This window comes from Billgrantia saliphila, assembly GCF_002930105.1.
Lineage (GTDB): Bacteria > Pseudomonadota > Gammaproteobacteria > Pseudomonadales > Halomonadaceae > Halomonas > Halomonas saliphila.
Map to the genome: position 1 here is coordinate 14,672 of NZ_PJRN01000012.1, position 17,622 is coordinate 32,293.

The window sequence follows — 17,622 nt, forward strand, 5'->3', positions numbered from 1 at the left end:
CGCCGACTCCCGAGTCGGCGCTTTTTTTCGCAAGGCCGGCTTTTTTGCAAGGATAATCGATGAGCGAGATGCCCACGCCCGTGCTCGCGCCGGAAGCGTTCCAGCAGCGCCTGCTGGCGTGGTTCGACCGGCATGGCCGCCATGACCTGCCCTGGCAGCGACAGCGCACCCCGTACCGGGTGTGGGTCTCGGAAATCATGCTGCAGCAGACCCAGGTCGCCACGGTGATTCCCTACTTCGAACGCTTCATGGCGCGCTTTCCCACGCTCGGCGACCTGGCCGCGGCCCCTCAGGACGAGGTCCTGCACTTGTGGACCGGGCTTGGTTACTACGCGCGCGGGCGTAACCTGCACCGGGCCGCGCGCGAGGTGATGGCGGAGCACGCCGGCGAACTGCCGGTGGCGAGCCTCGATGCCCTGGCCGCGCTGCCCGGCATCGGGCGCTCCACCGCGGGGGCAATCGTCGCCCAGAGCACCGGGCGCCGGGCGGTGATTCTCGATGGCAACGTCAAGCGCAGCCTGACTCGCCTGCACGCCGTCGAGGGCTGGTCGGGGCGCCCGGCGGTAGAGCGGCGACTGTGGGCGCTGGCCGAGCACTACACGCCGCACGCACGCGTTGTCGACTATACCCAGGCGATGATGGATCTCGGCGCGACCCTGTGTCGCCGCGGGACGCCCGAGTGTGGACGCTGCCCGTTCGCCGACGTCTGCGTGGCCCACGCCCGTGGAGAGGAGCGCCGCTTCCCCGAGGCCAAGCCGAAGAAGGCGTTGCCGACGCGCACTACCCGGATGCTGGTGTTACGCGATGCCGACGGTCGGGTACTGCTCGAACAGCGCCCCGCCAGCGGGTTATGGGGTGGGCTGTGGGGATTGCCGCAGTTCGACGATCCGGCAACGCTGCGTGCTTGGCTCGACGTCCACGCACCTGCCGCCGAGCTCGATCCGGCGTGGCCGGCCTTTCACCACACGTTTAGTCATTTTCGACTGGAGATCACGCCGCAGCCGGCTCGCGTCGATGGACTCGATTCGATCGGTGAGACGCGATGCTGGTACGATCCGGCCAATCCCCCGCGCCTTGGTCTGGCCGCGCCGGTCAAGGCTCTGCTGGCGTCACTGGCTCCTTTCGCCCTGGCCGCTTCCGAGGGACCATGAGAACGTTGCCGACCGCTTGCATTTCGTGATGAGGAGTTCGTCCATGAGCAGTACTGTATTCTGTCGCAAGTACCAGCAGGAGCTCGAGGCCCTGCCGTTCCCGCCGCTTCCCGGCAAGAAGGGGCAGGAGATCCAGGCCAACGTATCGAAGCGGGCTTGGGAGGAATGGCAAGCGCTGCAGACCCGCCTGATCAACGAGAAGCACCTCAACATGCTCGATCCCGAGTCGCGAGCGTATCTCAACGAGCAGATGGAACGCTTCCTCGACAACCGTGAGACCGACCAGGCGGAAGGCTACGTACCGCCCCAGGACTAGGCCTCCGGGCCGACGCTTACCCGCCATCTGCATGAAACGAAAGGGTTGACGCTGCGGGGCGAATCTTGTTTAATACGCACCGTTGGCAGCGGCCAGATAGCTCAGTCGGTAGAGCAGGGGATTGAAAATCCCCGTGTCGGCGGTTCGATTCCGTCTCTGGCCACCACAATGCTGGGGTATCGCCAAGTGGTAAGGCACCGGTTTTTGGTATCGGCATTCCCAGGTTCGAATCCTGGTACCCCAGCCACGCCAACCCCTATCCGATCTGCAGTTCGCCTGGATCGGTCCCGAGCCGGCATAGCTCAGTTGGTAGAGCAACTGACTTGTAATCAGTAGGTCCCGGGTTCGACTCCTGGTGCCGGCACCATCTAGACCTTCGGGATTTCAGGCACTTGCAGTGATTTAAAACCGCCCTTGAAGGCGGTTTTTTTGTGCAAGCGTAAAACTCCATATCGCCGAGCTTTTTGCCTTCTCGACCTCTGATGCTGGAGCTGTTCTTACGATCGTCACCTTGGGAGTGGATTGAGCCAGCAGCAACGTTGGCACAGAGGGCAAGGCATTGAGAGAAAAGTAACAATTCGGGTGCGGCACTACTATCCAAGGCATAACGTATGTTATGTGGCAAGACGCCTAGATGCGTCTACGATGAGGTTCGAGTCACAAGCAGAGACACTGTAGCAATGAAATGCTCCATTCCTGCCTTGGATATGGAGCACAAGCTTGACGGTCGACCCTAATTTTCTCAGCGCCCTGATGATCCTCAAATTGGAAGGTGTATTCACCCTGACCGGCGAGGAGAGGCAGGCGCTACACGACTTGCCAATGCGAGTCGTAGTGCTCAAGACCAATCAGGACATCGTACATATCGGTGAATGTCCGCTTCAATCCTTCTTGGTTCTGGAGGGCTTTGCCAGCAGCTATAAGCTGACAGCCGATGGTGTTCGCCAAATCGTGGCCCTGCATATACCCGGTGACGCCCCAGACCTGCAAACCCTGCACCTGAAGCGCATTGATTGCAGTTTCGCCTCGATTAGCCCCTGCAAGGTTGGGTTCTTCCAACTCGACGATTTGCGACGTATATGTGAGCGTCATCCGCGCCTCTCCGCCGCCTTCTGGCGCGAGACGCTGGTGGATGCCTCGATCTTGCGGGAGTGGGTAGTTAATGTCGGGCGTCGCGATGCCTATACACGGGTCGCACATCTTCTCTGCGAGTTCCTGGTGCGACTGAAGGCGGTGGGGCTTGTTGAGAACAGCGCCTTCGATTTCCCCATCACGCAGGCTAACCTGGCGGACGCGACTGGTATCAGCGCGGTCCACATGAGTCGTGCACTCAAGGCTCTTCGTGAGGATGGGCTGATCCAGACCAGGAGAATGCATCTGGCCGTCCCTGACTGGGCGAAGTTGGTGAATGCAGGCGACTTCGACCCTTTCTATCTCCACCTGGGGGTGAACGCTGCAGCAGGCTTTAGGCCCGCCCCCCAGCCAAAGGCGGCGGCGTTGTAAGTGGCCGATGCGGGACCAGCGACGGTTCGCTGCCTATAGATGACCGGACCCGCCGAGCCGGCTCCGTGGCCAGTTCAGCCTAGGGCGCTTTATAATTTATGAGCGGTAAGAATGCTAGGCACTGCCGCCATCATGAAAGTGCCTAAGCCTCGACCTGGTTGGCCATTCTGCTTCGGCTCTGGTACTTAGAAATTTGCATTCTTTTTAAAGAACTCAATCATCCTTGTGCCGATCTCTTCTGGCTGCTCTTCAGGCATGTAGTGTCCGCAATTACGAATAATTCCGCCTTCGATGTGACTCGCTAGCGGTTTCATGGCTTCGAAGATGTTCGGGGACATGCCTGTATCCCCGCCTAGCGCAAGAATCGGAGTATCGAGTTTTTTCGTTGCTAATGTTTTGTTCTGTTCAATGTCGTCTAATATTGATCGGTAATATTCTAGCGCGCCTCGTAAATTTCCGGGCTGTTTATAAACTCGTTCATATTCATCAATATCAGCCTTCGTGAAAGTGCCTGCTGGATTATAAGTTTTTCTATGAAAAAACCACTCTATATAGCTTCGCTCGCGGCCGGTGATCAATACTTCAGGAAGATCGACTACTTGATGGAAGAAGAAATGCCAAGCTTTCCAGCTATGCGGGCCAACATCGATTGTCGATTTCAGCGTTACTCCCGGTATGTTGGCGTCTAGCACCACAAGCCGGTCTACCTCGTTGGAAAAGCGCGCGACATAGGGATAAGCCACCCAAGAGCCTATATCATGCGAGCCGATATGGTAGCGCTCGAATCCAAGCTTTTTTGCTAATGCATGGACGCGATCGCCAGTTGTTTGCGTATCGTAGCCATCCAGCGGCTTGTCAGAATCTCCTTGGCCAGGAAGGTCAATCGCAACCACATGGAAATGATCGAAAAGTAGCGGCATGATCCGGCGCCATGCATACCAGCTTTGCGGGAAGCCGGCCATCAGTAGAACGGGAAAACCTTGTCCACCTGAAACTGTGTGAAAGCGAATGCCCTCAGCATCAACCATCGAGTGTGTAAATATTTTGCCGCCGAGCTCAATTTTATCATGTGCAGGCATCGCTTTTTCCTATGTTGGTTGCGGTTTACTTCTTGAGTAAACGTCATCTCCCATACAGTATCGTCTAGATTCGCCATGCATCAAGAACCGGCTTCATAAATTTCGCTCAAGCTTTTTGCGAATGGGGATCATGCCGCCCGTAGACATGCGAATTTGAAAGATAACAAGTCAGTTCAGTCGACTCAGATGAGCTGCTGCCATAATATCAGTATGCCGGCTGACACAATCATGCTCATGCCTAACCAGGTCATGACATCTGGTACTTCATTGAAAAGCAGGTAACCCCAGAAACAAGCAAATATCAGATAAGCGTAATCGTAAGTTCCGATCAAGGCCGATGGGGCGACTTGATAGGCTTTGGCCACGGCCGTATTCACAGTGACGAGCAATAATGCGTATGCTGCCACGATAAAAAAATCCTGGGGGCCGATCGGTTGCCAAGTAGAGAGCAGGAAGGGAGCATGTTCGGCGAGATGCGCAGTCTCGGCGACGGCCAGCACTGCGCTGAAGAAGCTGCCTGCACCCAAGAAAGCCAAATTCAGCCCTAGCGCTAGCAACAAAGGATGTTCCCTCTGACAATGACGGCGTGTGGCTACCATCGCCAAGGCGTACAGCAATGCCGCCATGACGGGTAACAGGGAGGCTGTGGCAAAGGCATCGCCGCCTGGCCGCAACACCATCACGACCCCCAGAAAACCGAAAGTAATGCCGACCCAACCCCGGCGTGAAAGGAACTCATCTGTCCCCATGGAAGCCAGGATGGCGATGAACAAAGGGGTTGTGTAGATGGCGACGGCCGCCACGGATAGAGGGATCAATGGCAAGGCGGCGTAATAGGCGATCCACATCAGCAGTAGAAGTAGGCTCCTCACGGCGACCCAACTCAGTGATTCGACACCGAATCGGACGTCTGAACGAACGGTGATCAACCCGATCAATGTGGGCGTCGAGACTAGCGAAGCAAGCACGTAGAGTTGCCACAGCGAAATTTTTGCGCTGAGATACTTAACCAGAGCATCAGCTAAGGCGAGCAGAAAAACGGCCCCCAAGATGAGCATTATGCCTTGGAGCACGTTATCGTCTTGCTTGGGAGCAGGCTCCATTGCGTGATTCCTGACGTGCATTCCGCTTTAGCATGCCGGCCTCACGATAAGCACTACAAACGATTTCTGTGTCACAATGCATGAGCTCAGGTTATGGATAAACACGCTAGAGGATTGCCGCCACTGGCCACACTGCGGCCTTTTGAGTCAGCTGCTCGACTTGAAAGCTTTTCACGTGCTGCACACGAGCTGCATCTGACCCAGGCGGCGATTAGTCGCCAGATTCGTGCACTGGAAGAAGACCTTGGTGTGACGCTATTCGAACGTCGTAACCGTCGAGTGTATCTAACCCGAGAAGGCCGAGAGTTCGGCCGTACGGTTTCACAGGCATTAGAAAGTATCGCCACTAACGCGCAGGCGATACGGGGTAATGCCGACGATAATCATGTGGTGCTGTTCTGTCAGTTATGCGAAGCATTCTATTGGCTGATGCCACGTCTGGCTGATTTTAATCGTCGACATCCAAAGGTCGAGATCCAGTTGGCCACCTCGACACGACCGGTTACCGAATTTGGAGGGACTTTTGATGTTGCCCTACAAACAAACGGGAGGCCCAGCGGCAGCCACCGGTTGGTGTTAACCGCTGAAGACGAGATATTTCCGGTCTGCAGCCCTGCCTACCTGGGCGATGCTACTACCCGTTTGAGTCTCGATGCCCTGCTTACCCATCGATTACTGCATCATCACGCCGAGCCGGCGGACTGGCTGGAGTGGGACGGTTGGTTCCGGGCCATGGGCCGCTTCGATATTCCTCTGGACGAGGGGGCGTTCTTCGATAGCTATCCGCTGCTGCTGCAGGCGGCGATTGCCGGGCACGGTATCGCATTGGGCTGGCGTCGTACCACACGGCGGTTGATTGAGAGTGGTGACCTGATCCGCCCGGTAGACGAGAGCCTGCCGCAGCACGATGCCATCGCACTCTATACCCGTAAGGGGGCGCCTCGCCGCGTTGCCAGTCAGGCATTACTGGATTGGCTGCGTGAACAGTTGGGCGAAGAAACGAAATGCTGGGGATGAGGACCGCTGTGAGCGATTGCTTTGAGCCTAGCGACGGCACATCGAGATCACCGGTGTATTCAGGCGCTTGCAGTGATTCGAAACAGGGCGACCAGTGGTGCTTCGGAATGAAAGCTCACACCGGTGTCGATGCAGCCACTGCGACTGACGGGTCACTAGCCAACCCCGATAGGACTTGACGAATCTGGGCGCGCAACCAGACCAGGCTGGGGTCCTTATCGACATGCACGGGCCATATCATATTGACGGGTGGAAAATTCAGAGCCAGCGGTACCGGGCTTACCTGAAGCCCCAGCATAGGTCCATAGCGTTCACCGATGCGTCTCGGCACGGTTGCCACCAAAGCTGTCTGGGAAGCTGCGGATAGCACCGGCATGAAGTCTGGCGCCGCCATCACCACATCCAGCGTAACGCCGATATGCTCCAATGCCTCGCGGATGCAGCCATGAATGCTATCGCTTTGTGATAGCACGGCATGCCGCGCGCCGAGGTAGGTGTCGCGATCGAGCGGGTTTCGAAAAGGCAAGAGCGAGGGGTTAAAGCAGCATGCGACCTCGGCGTCCATGAGCGATTCCCCCCGGTAGCGTGAGGCTAGATAATCCGAACAACCTATCGCCACATCGATTTCGCCGGCATCGAGCATGGCGTCGACCGTGCCGGGAGTAGCCGTACGGCTCAGAAATTTAATACCTGGAGCGGTGCTCTGGATACAAGCAACCAGATCTGGCAACAGCAATAATTCCATTTCACCCGATAGGCCGAGACGGAAGGTGCGTTGCTCGGTCTCAGGGCAGAAACTGTCTCGCTCGCTCAAGGCGGACTGTGCCTGTTGCAGAGCCATGCGTATCGGCACCGCCAAGGCCCGTGCCCGCGCTGTCGGCTGCATGCGCTGGCCGACACGTACGAACAGCTCATCCTGCAGTAACAACCGTAATGTCGAGAGGCTATGGCTCATAGCTGGTTGTCCGATACGCAGCTTGGCGGCTGCGCGAGTGACGCTCAACTCCTGCATCATCGCATCGAAGGCGATCAACAAATTGAGATCAAAAGAACGAAGATTGAAATGATCGATAGTATGCATGCTTGGTATCGATTGGTTCGTTGACCTCACTTATTATACCTTTTACGACACTATCGCAAGCCTCTCGATGCGGGGCCGTTTTACTTGAGGAGAATCTCATGATCACTCGCCGTTCGATGCTCAAAGGCTCGCTGGCTAGTGCCGCACTGGGCTTATTTGGTGGCGCGGTGATGCCGTTTAACGCACTGGCTCGGGCTCCGCTGGCAGGCATGCAGGCTCCCGGATACTATCGTAAAATGCTCGGGAATTTCGAACTGACCGCACTCTCGGATGGCACTATCGACTTGCCACTAGACACGCTCTATAAAAATACGTTACCCGAACATGTCGAAGAAAGGCTCGCTGAGATTTTCCAGTTGCCCACGACGCATATATCCGTCAACGCATATCTATTGAATGCCCAGCAGCGGTTGATACTGCTCGATACCGGTACTGGAAGCTTGCTGGGGCCACAGTTGGGCCGGCTTCCTGATAACTTGCGTGCCTCGGGCTATCACCCCGAACAGGTCGATGACATCGTCTTGACTCATATCCATACTGATCACTCCGGCGGCTTGGTTTTGAATGGCCAATCTGTCTTTCCTAACGCAACGCTGCATGTACCACAACGCGAGCTGGACTTCTGGTTATCTCGGGATCAAGCCGATAAGGCCAGCGAGGCGTTGAAGCCGATGTTTCGTGAGGCTCGCAATGCCCTGAGTCCCTACATTGAATCGGACAGGCTCAAGCCCTTTGCTGATAATGCCGCGCCCATTGCCGGTGTTGTACGCTCGGTACTTCGAAATGGCCATACGCCAGGGCACAGCGCGCTGGTGGTGGAAAGCCAAGGCGAAACCTTCGTCTACTGGGGAGATATCACCCATGGCGATGCCTTGCAGTTCGACGACCCCGGTATAGCTATCGATTTCGATATCGATTCGGCCCAGGCCATAGCAAGTCGCCAGGCGGCCTTTGCAGACGCTGCACGTGAACAGTACTTAGTAGGTGGTGCTCATATCGCCTTTCCTGGGCTTGGCCACGTACGTCGCGATAGCGATAACTATGATTGGGTGCCCCTCAACTACCAGACGCCGCTTTAAAAGCTCTGATGGTAGGCTAGTTGCGAAGAAGTCCGGCAACTTAGGCCGGGCTTCTTCAGCCCCTGTTCGGCTTCGAAAGGCGACCGAAAAATTCTGGACATTAAGAACCCAGATATTCGGCCTTGGCCTGGCGCAGGTGCTGTTCTGCATTGCACTTCTGACTGGAGCCGACCTGATTCCCGGTCTGTCATTTGTGCTCAAGCCTGCTGTGTCGAAGTTGCACAGCTGATGCCGCTTTGAGACCAAGGTCCCGCTCCGGCACGTCTCCTCACGGCTTTCTCCAGAAGCACCTTTGCTGGCACAGCAACCAGACAAAAGTCTTCAGGCTTCAATGCTTCTGGGCAAGGTTCATCAGGTAGAGAGCACCTGCCAGTGCCAGCACCGACAACGCCAGATAGATGGCCTCCAGCGGCGTCTGGAAGCGAATGTCCACGACGGCACGGAAGAATTCGATGATTACCGCGAGGATAACGACTCGGGCGATTTTGTCCTTGAGCTGGTCGAAGGACTGAACGTTGAAGGGGTGTCCCGTGGCATGCTCTTCGGCTTGCTCGATGGGTGAAACGAACAGCCGATAGACGCCAAGACCGAAGATCAGCAGGACGATCGCCACCAGATAGATATCCACGGCCATGACCACGCTCGGTACGACGGTATCGTGAATGTCTGGCCCGCTACCGATGAGATAATACTCGGCCGTGGCGAGAACCAGCTTGAGGATATCCATGGTGCCGATGACGAAGAGCGCAAAGGCACCTGCCAGGCTGGGGACGACCGCCAGCAGCACGAGAAAGCGGCTGCTCCAGAGCCAGCGTTCAAATCGTCTTTCCCAGCGCCCCTGGGGGGGCGGTGGCGGCTCCGGTGTCGTCGGCATGGCGGTCTCCTGGCTGGGGTGACGGGGAGCGGTGGGTGATCGTGGTCCACCGTGGCCCCATCAAGCCGCTCCTCCAATGCCGCCAATGTAGCAAGGCAAACCCGACCAGTGCCATGTTGGAAAAGGCGATTCGGGGTGCTCTTGAAAGCGCAACGCAGCATCGCCATATCTACGGCGCAAGCTCCTCTTGGGAGTCTGCCGCCACGGCTGCACGCCGTTGGAACGAGTTGGGACTGAACCTGATCACGGATACACAGGAGGTGATTGGATGACAGTGAAGACATCGTCCAACCGTAAGCTGAAACAGGCGACCGATTATGTCGGCGCCGACACCATGACCGCCCAGGTCGACAACACGCTCGATCGCATGCGCGATCCCTATCCCACTCGGCTTGCCAAGCCGCTCGACACCCTGTGGCTGGAGCGCCAGGAGGGTGTGGTGCGCGGCCGTGCCGAGGAGGGGCCGCTTAGTCAGGCGCAACTCGACGAGTTCGAGCGCAAGGGCTTCCTGTTCGAGCCCGGCTTCATCAGCGGAGAGGAGCTCGACGAGCTGCGTCGGGAGCTGAGCGGGCTGCTCAATCGCGACGACTTCCGTGGTTGCGATTTCAGCATCACCGAGCCCGACAGCCAGGAGATCCGCTCGCTGTTCGCGGTGCACTATCTGTCCGAGCGTTTCGCCGCCCTGGCACGTGACGAGCGCCTGGTGGGCCGCGTGCGCCAGATCCTCGGCGGCGACGCCTATGTGCATCAGTCGCGGATCAACTACAAGCCGGGCTTCGAGGGTAAGGGCTTCAGCTGGCACTCCGATTTCGAGACCTGGCACGCCGAGGACGGTATGCCGGCCATGCACGCCGTCAGCGCCTCGATCGTGCTGACCCACAACCACGAGTTCAATGGCCCGCTGATGCTGATTCCCGGCTCGCACAAGGTCTTCGTGCCGTGCCTGGGCGAGACGCCGGACGATCACCACCGTCAGTCGCTCAAGCGCCAGGAGTTCGGCGTGCCCGGACGCGAGGCGCTGCGTGAGCTGGTCGCGCACCACGGTATCGAGGCGCCGAAGGGAGCCGCAGGCGGCTTGCTGCTGTTCGATTGCAACACGCTGCACGGCTCGAACGCCAACATGTCGCCGGATCCGCGCAGCAATGTCTTCTTCGTCTACAACCGGCGTGACAATGCCTGCGCCGAGCCCTTCGCCGCACGACGTCGGCGTCCCAGCTTCCTGGCCCATACGCCGGATGAGACGTGGGCACCGCAAGGCTGACCCCGTCGCGGAGCGCGGTGAGTGGATGGAACAGGGCGCATGGTGCGGTAGACTGTTAGCCTTGTCGTCGAGATGCGGCACGCATAACGAGAAGGAGAAGACCCGCCATGCGCTTTGTCCCCCGTTTCACTGATGGCCAGGCGTTTCCTCATCCGCTTGGCAAGATCGTCTGCGTCGGCCGCAACTATGCCGATCACGCCAAGGAACTGAACAACCCGATACCCAGCGAGCCGCTGCTGTTCATCAAGCCCGCCACCAGCGCGGCACGCTTCGATGAGCCCCTAGAGGCCCCGCTCACGCGCGGAGAAGTGCACTACGAGGCGGAGCTGGCGCTGTTGATCGGCGAGCGGCTCAGCCATGCGACCACCAGCGAGGCCGAGCGGGCCATCGTCGGCATCGGCCTGGCCCTCGACCTGACCCTGCGCGACTTGCAGGCGCGCCTCAAGGAGAAGGGCCATCCCTGGGAGGTGGCCAAGGCCTTTGACGGTGCCTGCCCGCTGACCGACTTCCTGCCCCTTGATCGGGTACCGAACTGGAGCGCGCTGACCTTCGAGCTGGAGATCAACGGCGAGCTGCGCCAGCACGGCGAGGGCGCCGACATGCTATTCCCGGTTCCCACCCTGGTGGCCGAGATGAGCCGTCACTTCACCTTGGAGCCCGGCGACGTGGTGCTGACCGGCACTCCTGCCGGCGTAGGCGAGTTGCCGCGCGGCGCCAGTCTGCGCCTGACTCTTACCGGCGGCCTGGAGGTCAGCGGCCGAGTGGCGGAATAGACAGTTCAGTAGCGCTCGGCTTCCAAGTACACGCCCCCTCGGCCTGGCCGAGGGGGCGTTTCGCTACTGGACGCTAACGGGTCCGGTCACTCCAGGTAGGTATAGCCCTGCAAGCCGGCTGAGAGATCGTCGAGGAATTGCGCCTGCTCCTCGGCGGAGAGGCCGCTCTCCTGCAGCTGGCCGGCGAGCCGATCGCGCAGTATCGTGGCGTCGAAATTGACGTACGCGAGCACGTCGGAGACGCGATCGCCCTGCTGGGCGTGGCTGAGCACCCACTCGCCATTCTCGCCGAGCGCGGCATCGACCGAATCGGTATCGCCGAAAAGGTTGTGCAGGTCGCCGAGAATCTCCTGATAGGCGCCGACCAGGAAGAAGCCCAGCAGGCGCTCCTCGTCCTCGTGCCACTCGGGCAGCGGCAGGGTGGTCTCGACGCCTTGGCCGTCGACGTAGCCGTCGATGCGTCCGTCGCTGTCGCAGGTAATGTCCTGGATCACGCCGCGGCGGGTGGGCTCGCGATTGAGCCCGGTCAGCGGTAGCACGGGGAAGATCTGGTCGATTCCCCAGACGTCTGGCACCGACTGGAACAGCGAGAAGTTGACGAACAGCTTGTCGGCGAGCTTCTCGGCCAGTTCGTCGATGATCTCGCGATGGGCGCGGTTGCGGCTGTCGAGGCGCTCGCGCAGCCGCGCGCAGGTGGCGAAGTAGACGCCTTCCGCTTCGGCGCGCACGGTGATGTCGGCCAGCCCCATGATGAAGCGGTCATGCAGCTCGCTCATCGCCTGCAACAGGTCGTGCCACGCCTCGACCAGTTCGCGCGGTTCGACGCCACCCTGAAGCAGCTCGTGAACCCGCCATAGCTCGTCGAGCTGCGGGTCGTCCTCGGCCTGGCGCTCGGGAGGCTGATCGTTGACCCGTTCCTCGCCGATCACGTTGGCGATCAGCACTGCGTGATGGGCGGTCAGCGCACGGCCGGACTCGCTGATCAGGTGCGGATGGGGAATCTCGGCCTCGGCGCAGGCCTGGGCGAAGGCGCTGACCACGTTACGCGCGTACTCGCGCATCGAGTAGTTGATCGAGCAGAAGCTGCGCGAGCGTGTGCCCTCGTAGTCGATGCCCAGCCCGCCGCCTACGTCGACGGTGTCGATCGGCGCGCCCAGCGCCAGCAGGCTCTGGTAGAAGCGTGCGCACTCGCGCAGGCCGGAATGGATGTCGCGGATGTTGGCGATCTGCGAACCCAGGTGGAAATGCACCAGCTGCAGGCTGGCCAGTGAGTCGGCCTCGCGCAGCCGCTCGATCACCGCCAGCATCTGCGAGGCGGTGAGGCCGAACTTGGATTTCTCGCCGCCGGTATCCTGCCACTTGCCCATGCCCACCGAGGCCAGGCGTGCGCGCAGGCCGATGCGCGGGGTGACGCCCAGGTTCTCGGCTTCCTCCAGGATCAGCGGCAGCTCGGAGAACTTCTCCACCACCAGATAGACGCGGTGGCCGAGCTTCTCGCCCATCAGCGCCAGGCGGATGTACTCGCGGTCCTTGTAGCCGTTGCAAACGATCAGCGAGGGACCGTCGGCGGAGAGCGCCAGTACGGCGAGCAACTCCGGCTTGCTGCCGGCCTCCAGACCGACCCGCCCACGACCGCGTTCGCGGGTGGCGAGTATCTCTTCCACCACGCGGCGCTGCTGGTTGACCTTGATCGGGTAAACCGCGGTGTAGCCGCCGATGTACTCCTCCTCCTGCATGGCGAGGTCGAAGGCGTCGCACAGCTGCTCGACGCGGTCGTGCAGGATATCGCTGAAGCGCACCAGCACCGGCAGCCGCAGGCCGGCTTCGCGCAACTCGTCCACCAGCGGGGCGAGGGGTAGTGCCGGTCCTTCGGCCTCGCTGCCGAGCGGGCGCACCAGGGCGTGGCCGCTGTCGTCGACATCGAAATAGCCGCTGCCCCATTGATCGATGTTCCAGGTGCGGCGGGCACGCTGGGCAGGACCGGAGGCAGCTCCCATGGATAGGCTCATGTGTTGCTCGCTTCGGGCAGTGGCAGGGCGCCGTGCTTGAGGCGCGCCGCGAGAATGGTATGGAACCGAGCCGGGTCATGCGGCGTCAGGTCGTGAGCCGGCGGGTCCACGTAGACAACCAACAGGCGTGAGAGCCAGTAGCGCAGCGCCGTCATGCGCAGCATCGTCGGCCACACCTCGCGCTCGTCGGGTGTCAGCGGACGGCGGGCCTGGTAGGCACTCAGCAGCGTGTCGTGGCGCTCGCGATCGAGCCGCCCATCGGGACCGGACGCCCAGTCATTGATGACGATGGCCAGGTCGAACAGCAGGTCGCCGGTGCACCCATTGTAGAAGTCGATGATGCCGCCGAGACGACCTTCCTCGAACAGGGTGTTGTCGCGGAACAGATCACCGTGCAGGGCGCCCTGCGGCAGATCGGGAGCGTTGCCGAAGACGTCCTGATAGATCTCCACCTCGTCCTTCATCAGCGCCTGGTCTTCGGGAGAAAGATAGACCAGCACCTTGTGATGCATGGCCGAGAGCCAGTTCAGGTCGCGGGGATTGGGGCGGTGCCCCGGAAAGTGCTGTGATACCAGGTGCATGCGCCCCAGTGCGTCGCCCAGCGCCCGGCACTGGGCCAGGCTGGGTGCCATCGGATGACGCCCGGGCAGACGCGGGAACAGCAGCGACGGCTTGCCGGCAAGACTGTGCAGGGCAACGCCTTCGCGATCATGAACCGGGCCCGGCACCGGCAGGCGATGCTCGGCCAGGTAATCGAGCAGGTCGACGAAGAACGGCAGTTCCTCGTGTTCGCCCTGTTCGAACAGCGTCAACACCAGCTCGCGGCGGTCGGTGGTGAGGAAGAACGTGGTGTTCTCCGTGCCGCCGGCGACCCCCTCAAGGGACACCAGGGTGCCGACATCGAAGCGCTTCAGGAACTCTACGACCTGTGCGTCGCTTAACGGGGTGAATACGGCCATGTGTCTCTCGCCCAGCTTGCCAAGCCGCCTATTGTAGCGACTTGGCACCTCGATGCACGCCCGCGGATGCGATTCGGCGCCAGCGCCATGGCGAGCCTCACCAGCGGATCAGCACCCACTCCGGAATCGCGACCCGATCGCCCTCCTGGCGCTCGAAGTTGCCGTCGCCATCGTGATCGACGAGAAAGTAGCCGGGTCCGCTGCGCGGACGAATCTCGATGGCATAGAGCTGGCCGTTGACGCGGTACTCGCGAATGGTGCGATCCGCTTCCTGGCGGATGGTGATGTCCGGCTCCACGTCGGCCGACGACTGCGCCAGGGCCGGGGCGGCCATGGCCAGCCCTAGAGCGAACAGGGTTACCGTCAGGATGTGTCGTGAAAGGTTCATGTTGGCCTCCGAAGACCGCTTGCGACGATCACTGCCACGACGTGGCTACGTGCAGTGTATGACGTTGGCTGGCACGAGCCCAACGATGGCGGCAAAAGCGGCGCGCAATGCGTATCATGGCTGACCACGATCACGCTTTCAGCCCAGACCAACGGATGCCGATACATGGCCGATACGCCCATCGTTCTCGTCGACGGTTCGTCCTATCTCTACCGTGCCTTCCACGCCCTGCCGCCGCTGACCACCTCGTCGGGTCAGCCCACCGGTGCGATCAAGGGCGTGCTCAACATGCTCAAGCGGCTGATCAAGGATTATCCGGAAAGCCCCATGGCGGTGGTCTTCGATGCCAAGGGCAAGACTTTTCGCGACGAGCTGTTCGAGCAGTACAAGGCGCAGCGTCCGCCCATGCCCGACGACCTGCGTAGCCAGGTGGAACCGCTTTACGCCTGCGTCCGCGCCCTGGGGCTGCCGCTGCTATGCGTCGAGGGGGTAGAGGCCGACGACGTCATCGGCACCCTCGCCCGGCTGGCCACCGAGGCCGGCCGAGACGCGGTGATCTCCACCGGCGACAAGGATATGGCGCAGCTGGTCAACGGCCATATCACCCTGGTCAACACCATGAAGGACGAGTTCCTCGACGTGGAGGGGGTGAAGACCAAGTTCGGTCTGCCGCCGGAGCTGATCATCGACTTCCTGGCGCTGATGGGCGACAAGGTAGACAACATTCCCGGCGTGCCGGGAGTGGGCGAGAAAACTGCGCTGGGCCTGCTGCAGGGCATCGGCGGCGGGCTCGACGCTATCTATGCCGACCTCGACCGCGTCGCCAGCCTCGATTTTCGCGGCGCCAAGACGCTGCCCAAGAAGCTCGCGGAGCATCGCGACCAGGCCTATCTCTCGTATCGGCTGGCCACCATCAAGACCGACTGCGAGCTGCCGGTGGGGCTCGACGATCTCGACATCGCCCATCCCGACCGCGAGGCGCTCAAGCGGCTCTATACCGAGCTCGAATTCAAGGCCTGGCTCTCCGAACTGCTGGCCGGCAAGGACGAGGGGGTCGACGACATCGCCCGAGGCGCCGGGGTCGCGGGTAGCGCCGCGGCGGGCAATCTCGATCCCGACGCGCCTCCTGCCAGCGTCGCCGCGTGCAAGAACCACCTGATCCTGACCCAGGCGGAGCTCGATGCGTGGCTGTCCCGGCTCGATGCCTGTGAGGCCTTCTGCTTCGACCTGGAGACCAACAGCCTCAATTACATGGAAGCCGAGATCGTCGGCGTGGGACTCGCGCTCGAGCCCGGCGAGGCGGCCTACGTGCCGCTCGCCCACGATTATATCGACGTGCCTGACCAGCTCGACCGCGCCAGTGTGCTGGCGTCACTGAAGCCGCTTTGGGAGGACGCCTGCCGCGGCAAGATCGGCCAGAATCTCAAGTACGACATCTCGGTGCTGGCCAACTATGACATCCAGGTACGAGGGCCGTTGACCGACACCATGCTCGAATCCTACGTGCTCAACTCCACCGCCACCCGTCACGACATGGATTCGCTGGCGCTCAAGTACCTGGGCCAGAAGACGGTGAGCTTCGAGGAGATCGCCGGCAAGGGGGCCAAGCAGCTCACCTTCAACCAGATCGACTTCGAACAGGCCGTGCCCTACGCCTGCGAAGACGTCGACGTGACCCTGCGCCTGCACTGCGAACTGCGCCCGCGCATCGAGGCGGAAGGGCGCTTGGCCGAGGTGCTCGACAGCATCGAGCGGCCGCTGATCCCGGTGCTGTCACGCATCGAGCGTACCGGTGTGGCGATCGATGCCGCGCGCCTGCATGCGCAGAGCCAGGAACTCGAGGCGCGTATCCAAGAGCTCGAGACGCGTGCCTTCGAACTGGCCGGGCGTGAGTTCAACCTCGGTTCGCCCAAGCAACTCGGTGAAATTCTGTTCGAGGAGCAGAAGATCCCGGTCATCAAGAAGACGCCCAAGGGCGCGCCCTCCACCGCCGAGGCGGTGCTAGAGGAGCTGGCGCTGGACTATCCGCTGCCCAAGGTGATCATGGAGCATCGCGGGCTGGCCAAGCTCAAGTCGACCTATACCGACAAGCTGCCGCGGCTGGTCAACCCGCGCACCGGTCGGCTGCACACCAGCTACCATCAAGCGGTGACCGCCACCGGGCGGCTGTCGTCGTCCGACCCCAATCTGCAGAACATCCCCATCCGCACCGAGGAGGGTCGCAAGATCCGCCAGGCCTTCGTCGCCCGGCCCGGCTATCGCATCGTCGCCGCCGACTACTCGCAGATCGAGCTGCGCATCATGGCGCACCTCTCCGAGGATGCCGGCCTGCTTTCCGCGTTCGCCGAGAACCGCGACATCCATACCGCCACCGCCGCCGAAGTGTTCGGTGTACCGCTCGACCGGGTCAGCGGCGAGCAACGGCGCAGCGCCAAGGCGATCAACTTCGGCCTGATCTACGGCATGAGCGCCTGGGGCCTGGGCAAGCAGCTGCGCATCGAGCGCGGACAGGCCCAGACCTATATCGACCGCTATTTCGACCGCTATCCCGGCGTGGCTCGCTACATGGATCGCATCCGTGCCCAGGCCGCCGAGGACGGCTTCGTCGAGACTGTGTTCGGGCGTCGGCTCTATCTGCCCGAGATCCGCGCCCAGAACCACGCCCGGCGTCAGGCCGCCGAGCGTACCGCGATCAACGCGCCGATGCAGGGAACCGCGGCGGACATCATCAAGCGCGCCATGATCGATGTAGACGGCTGGCTGCAGGACAGCGAGTTCGATGCCTGCATGGTGATGCAGGTCCATGACGAACTGGTATTCGAAGTCGGCGAGGGGCAGGTCGAGGCGTTCATCAGCGAAGTGAAGGCACGCATGCAGGCCGCCGCCGAACTCAGCGTGCCGCTGATCGTCGAGGCTGAGAGCGGCAGCAACTGGGACGAGGCGCACTGAGGCCGGTGACGGACTGATTGCGGCTTCCAATCGGCACGATAGGCGTGCCGCCACTGTCGGCCATGCGGCGGCGCGCTATG

The 17,622-nt window shown here is 61.0% G+C and carries 15 protein-coding genes and 3 tRNA genes; 11 read left to right on the forward strand and 7 right to left on the reverse strand.

Annotation, left to right across the window (positions count from 1 at the left end; all coding sequences use genetic code 11):
• The first annotated feature begins 59 nt into the window (after positions 1–59).
• From mutY to CYJ07_RS13810, 6 genes are all read left to right on the forward strand, one after another.
• Entirely contained in the window at positions 60–1,151 is a 1,092-nt protein-coding gene (gene mutY, locus CYJ07_RS13785; protein WP_104204292.1) for an A/G-specific adenine glycosylase, read from the forward strand.
• A gap of 43 nt (positions 1,152–1,194) precedes the next feature.
• On the forward strand, positions 1,195–1,467 hold the full coding sequence (locus CYJ07_RS13790; protein ID WP_104204293.1) for an oxidative damage protection protein: 273 nt from the start codon (positions 1,195–1,197) through the stop codon (positions 1,465–1,467).
• A gap of 90 nt (positions 1,468–1,557) precedes the next feature.
• Positions 1,558–1,633: transfer RNA gene (locus CYJ07_RS13795), tRNA-Phe, on the forward strand.
• Between the two features lie 6 nt (positions 1,634–1,639).
• A tRNA-Gln gene (locus CYJ07_RS13800) sits at positions 1,640–1,714 on the forward strand.
• A 44-nt stretch (positions 1,715–1,758) separates the two neighbouring features.
• Positions 1,759–1,834: transfer RNA gene (locus tag CYJ07_RS13805), tRNA-Thr, on the forward strand.
• Positions 1,835–2,187: 353 nt separating this feature from the next.
• On the forward strand, positions 2,188–2,970 hold the full coding sequence (locus tag CYJ07_RS13810; protein WP_231489638.1) for a Crp/Fnr family transcriptional regulator: 783 nt from the start codon (positions 2,188–2,190) through the stop codon (positions 2,968–2,970).
• 185 nt (positions 2,971–3,155) lie between these two features.
• On the opposite strand, the gene CYJ07_RS13815 is transcribed toward CYJ07_RS13810, so the two are convergent.
• Both CYJ07_RS13815 and CYJ07_RS13820 read right to left on the reverse strand, forming a co-directional pair.
• Complete coding sequence (locus CYJ07_RS13815) at positions 3,156–4,049, reverse strand: alpha/beta fold hydrolase (RefSeq protein WP_104204294.1); 894 nt, start codon at positions 4,047–4,049, stop codon at positions 3,156–3,158.
• Positions 4,050–4,231: 182 nt separating this feature from the next.
• Positions 4,232–5,152 carry a DMT family transporter gene (locus CYJ07_RS13820; protein ID WP_197038370.1) on the reverse strand — a complete coding sequence of 307 codons (921 nt, stop codon included), beginning with the start codon at positions 5,150–5,152 and terminating at the stop codon, positions 4,232–4,234.
• 93 nt (positions 5,153–5,245) lie between these two features.
• On the opposite strand from CYJ07_RS13820, the gene CYJ07_RS13825 reads away from it, so the two are divergent.
• Complete coding sequence (locus CYJ07_RS13825) at positions 5,246–6,169, forward strand: LysR substrate-binding domain-containing protein (protein ID WP_104204296.1); 924 nt, start codon at positions 5,246–5,248, stop codon at positions 6,167–6,169.
• A gap of 115 nt (positions 6,170–6,284) precedes the next feature.
• Here the strand turns inward: CYJ07_RS13825 and CYJ07_RS13830 are convergent, their stop codons facing one another.
• Positions 6,285–7,250 (reverse strand): LysR family transcriptional regulator, encoded by a 966-nt coding sequence (locus CYJ07_RS13830; protein WP_104204297.1) that lies wholly within the window; start codon positions 7,248–7,250, stop codon positions 6,285–6,287.
• Positions 7,251–7,348: 98 nt separating this feature from the next.
• On the opposite strand from CYJ07_RS13830, the gene CYJ07_RS13835 reads away from it, so the two are divergent.
• Positions 7,349–8,329, forward strand: a complete 981-nt coding sequence (locus tag CYJ07_RS13835; RefSeq protein ID WP_104204298.1) for an MBL fold metallo-hydrolase — start codon at positions 7,349–7,351, stop codon at positions 8,327–8,329.
• A 328-nt stretch (positions 8,330–8,657) separates the two neighbouring features.
• On the opposite strand, the gene CYJ07_RS13845 is transcribed toward CYJ07_RS13835, so the two are convergent.
• The gene (locus CYJ07_RS13845; RefSeq protein ID WP_104204300.1) at positions 8,658–9,203 is read right to left on the reverse strand and encodes a YqhA family protein; all 546 of its coding nucleotides are present in this window, start codon (positions 9,201–9,203) and stop codon (positions 8,658–8,660) included.
• A 268-nt stretch (positions 9,204–9,471) separates the two neighbouring features.
• Here CYJ07_RS13845 and thpD point away from each other — a divergent pair, with 268 nt between their 5' ends.
• Positions 9,472–10,464: an ectoine hydroxylase gene (gene thpD / locus CYJ07_RS13850; protein ID WP_104204301.1), complete on the forward strand. Its 993-nt coding sequence runs from the start codon at positions 9,472–9,474 to the stop codon at positions 10,462–10,464.
• Between the two features lie 107 nt (positions 10,465–10,571).
• Positions 10,572–11,237 (forward strand): fumarylacetoacetate hydrolase family protein, encoded by a 666-nt coding sequence (locus tag CYJ07_RS13855; RefSeq protein WP_104204302.1) that lies wholly within the window; start codon positions 10,572–10,574, stop codon positions 11,235–11,237.
• Between the two features lie 86 nt (positions 11,238–11,323).
• On the opposite strand, the gene speA is transcribed toward CYJ07_RS13855, so the two are convergent.
• From speA to CYJ07_RS13870, 3 genes are all read right to left on the reverse strand, one after another.
• Complete coding sequence (gene speA / locus CYJ07_RS13860; protein ID WP_231489639.1) at positions 11,324–13,246, reverse strand: biosynthetic arginine decarboxylase; 1,923 nt, start codon at positions 13,244–13,246, stop codon at positions 11,324–11,326.
• Complete coding sequence (locus CYJ07_RS13865) at positions 13,243–14,205, reverse strand: homoserine kinase (protein ID WP_104204304.1); 963 nt, start codon at positions 14,203–14,205, stop codon at positions 13,243–13,245. The genes speA and CYJ07_RS13865 overlap by 4 nt, the downstream gene beginning before the upstream one ends.
• 97 nt (positions 14,206–14,302) lie before the next feature.
• Positions 14,303–14,593 carry a DUF2782 domain-containing protein gene (locus CYJ07_RS13870; protein ID WP_197038371.1) on the reverse strand — a complete coding sequence of 97 codons (291 nt, stop codon included), beginning with the start codon at positions 14,591–14,593 and terminating at the stop codon, positions 14,303–14,305.
• A 165-nt stretch (positions 14,594–14,758) separates the two neighbouring features.
• Here CYJ07_RS13870 and polA point away from each other — a divergent pair, with 165 nt between their 5' ends.
• Positions 14,759–17,542, forward strand: coding sequence for a DNA polymerase I (gene polA / locus CYJ07_RS13875; protein ID WP_104204305.1), 2,784 nt, complete (start codon positions 14,759–14,761; stop codon positions 17,540–17,542).
• Positions 17,543–17,622: the final 80 nt, after the last annotated feature.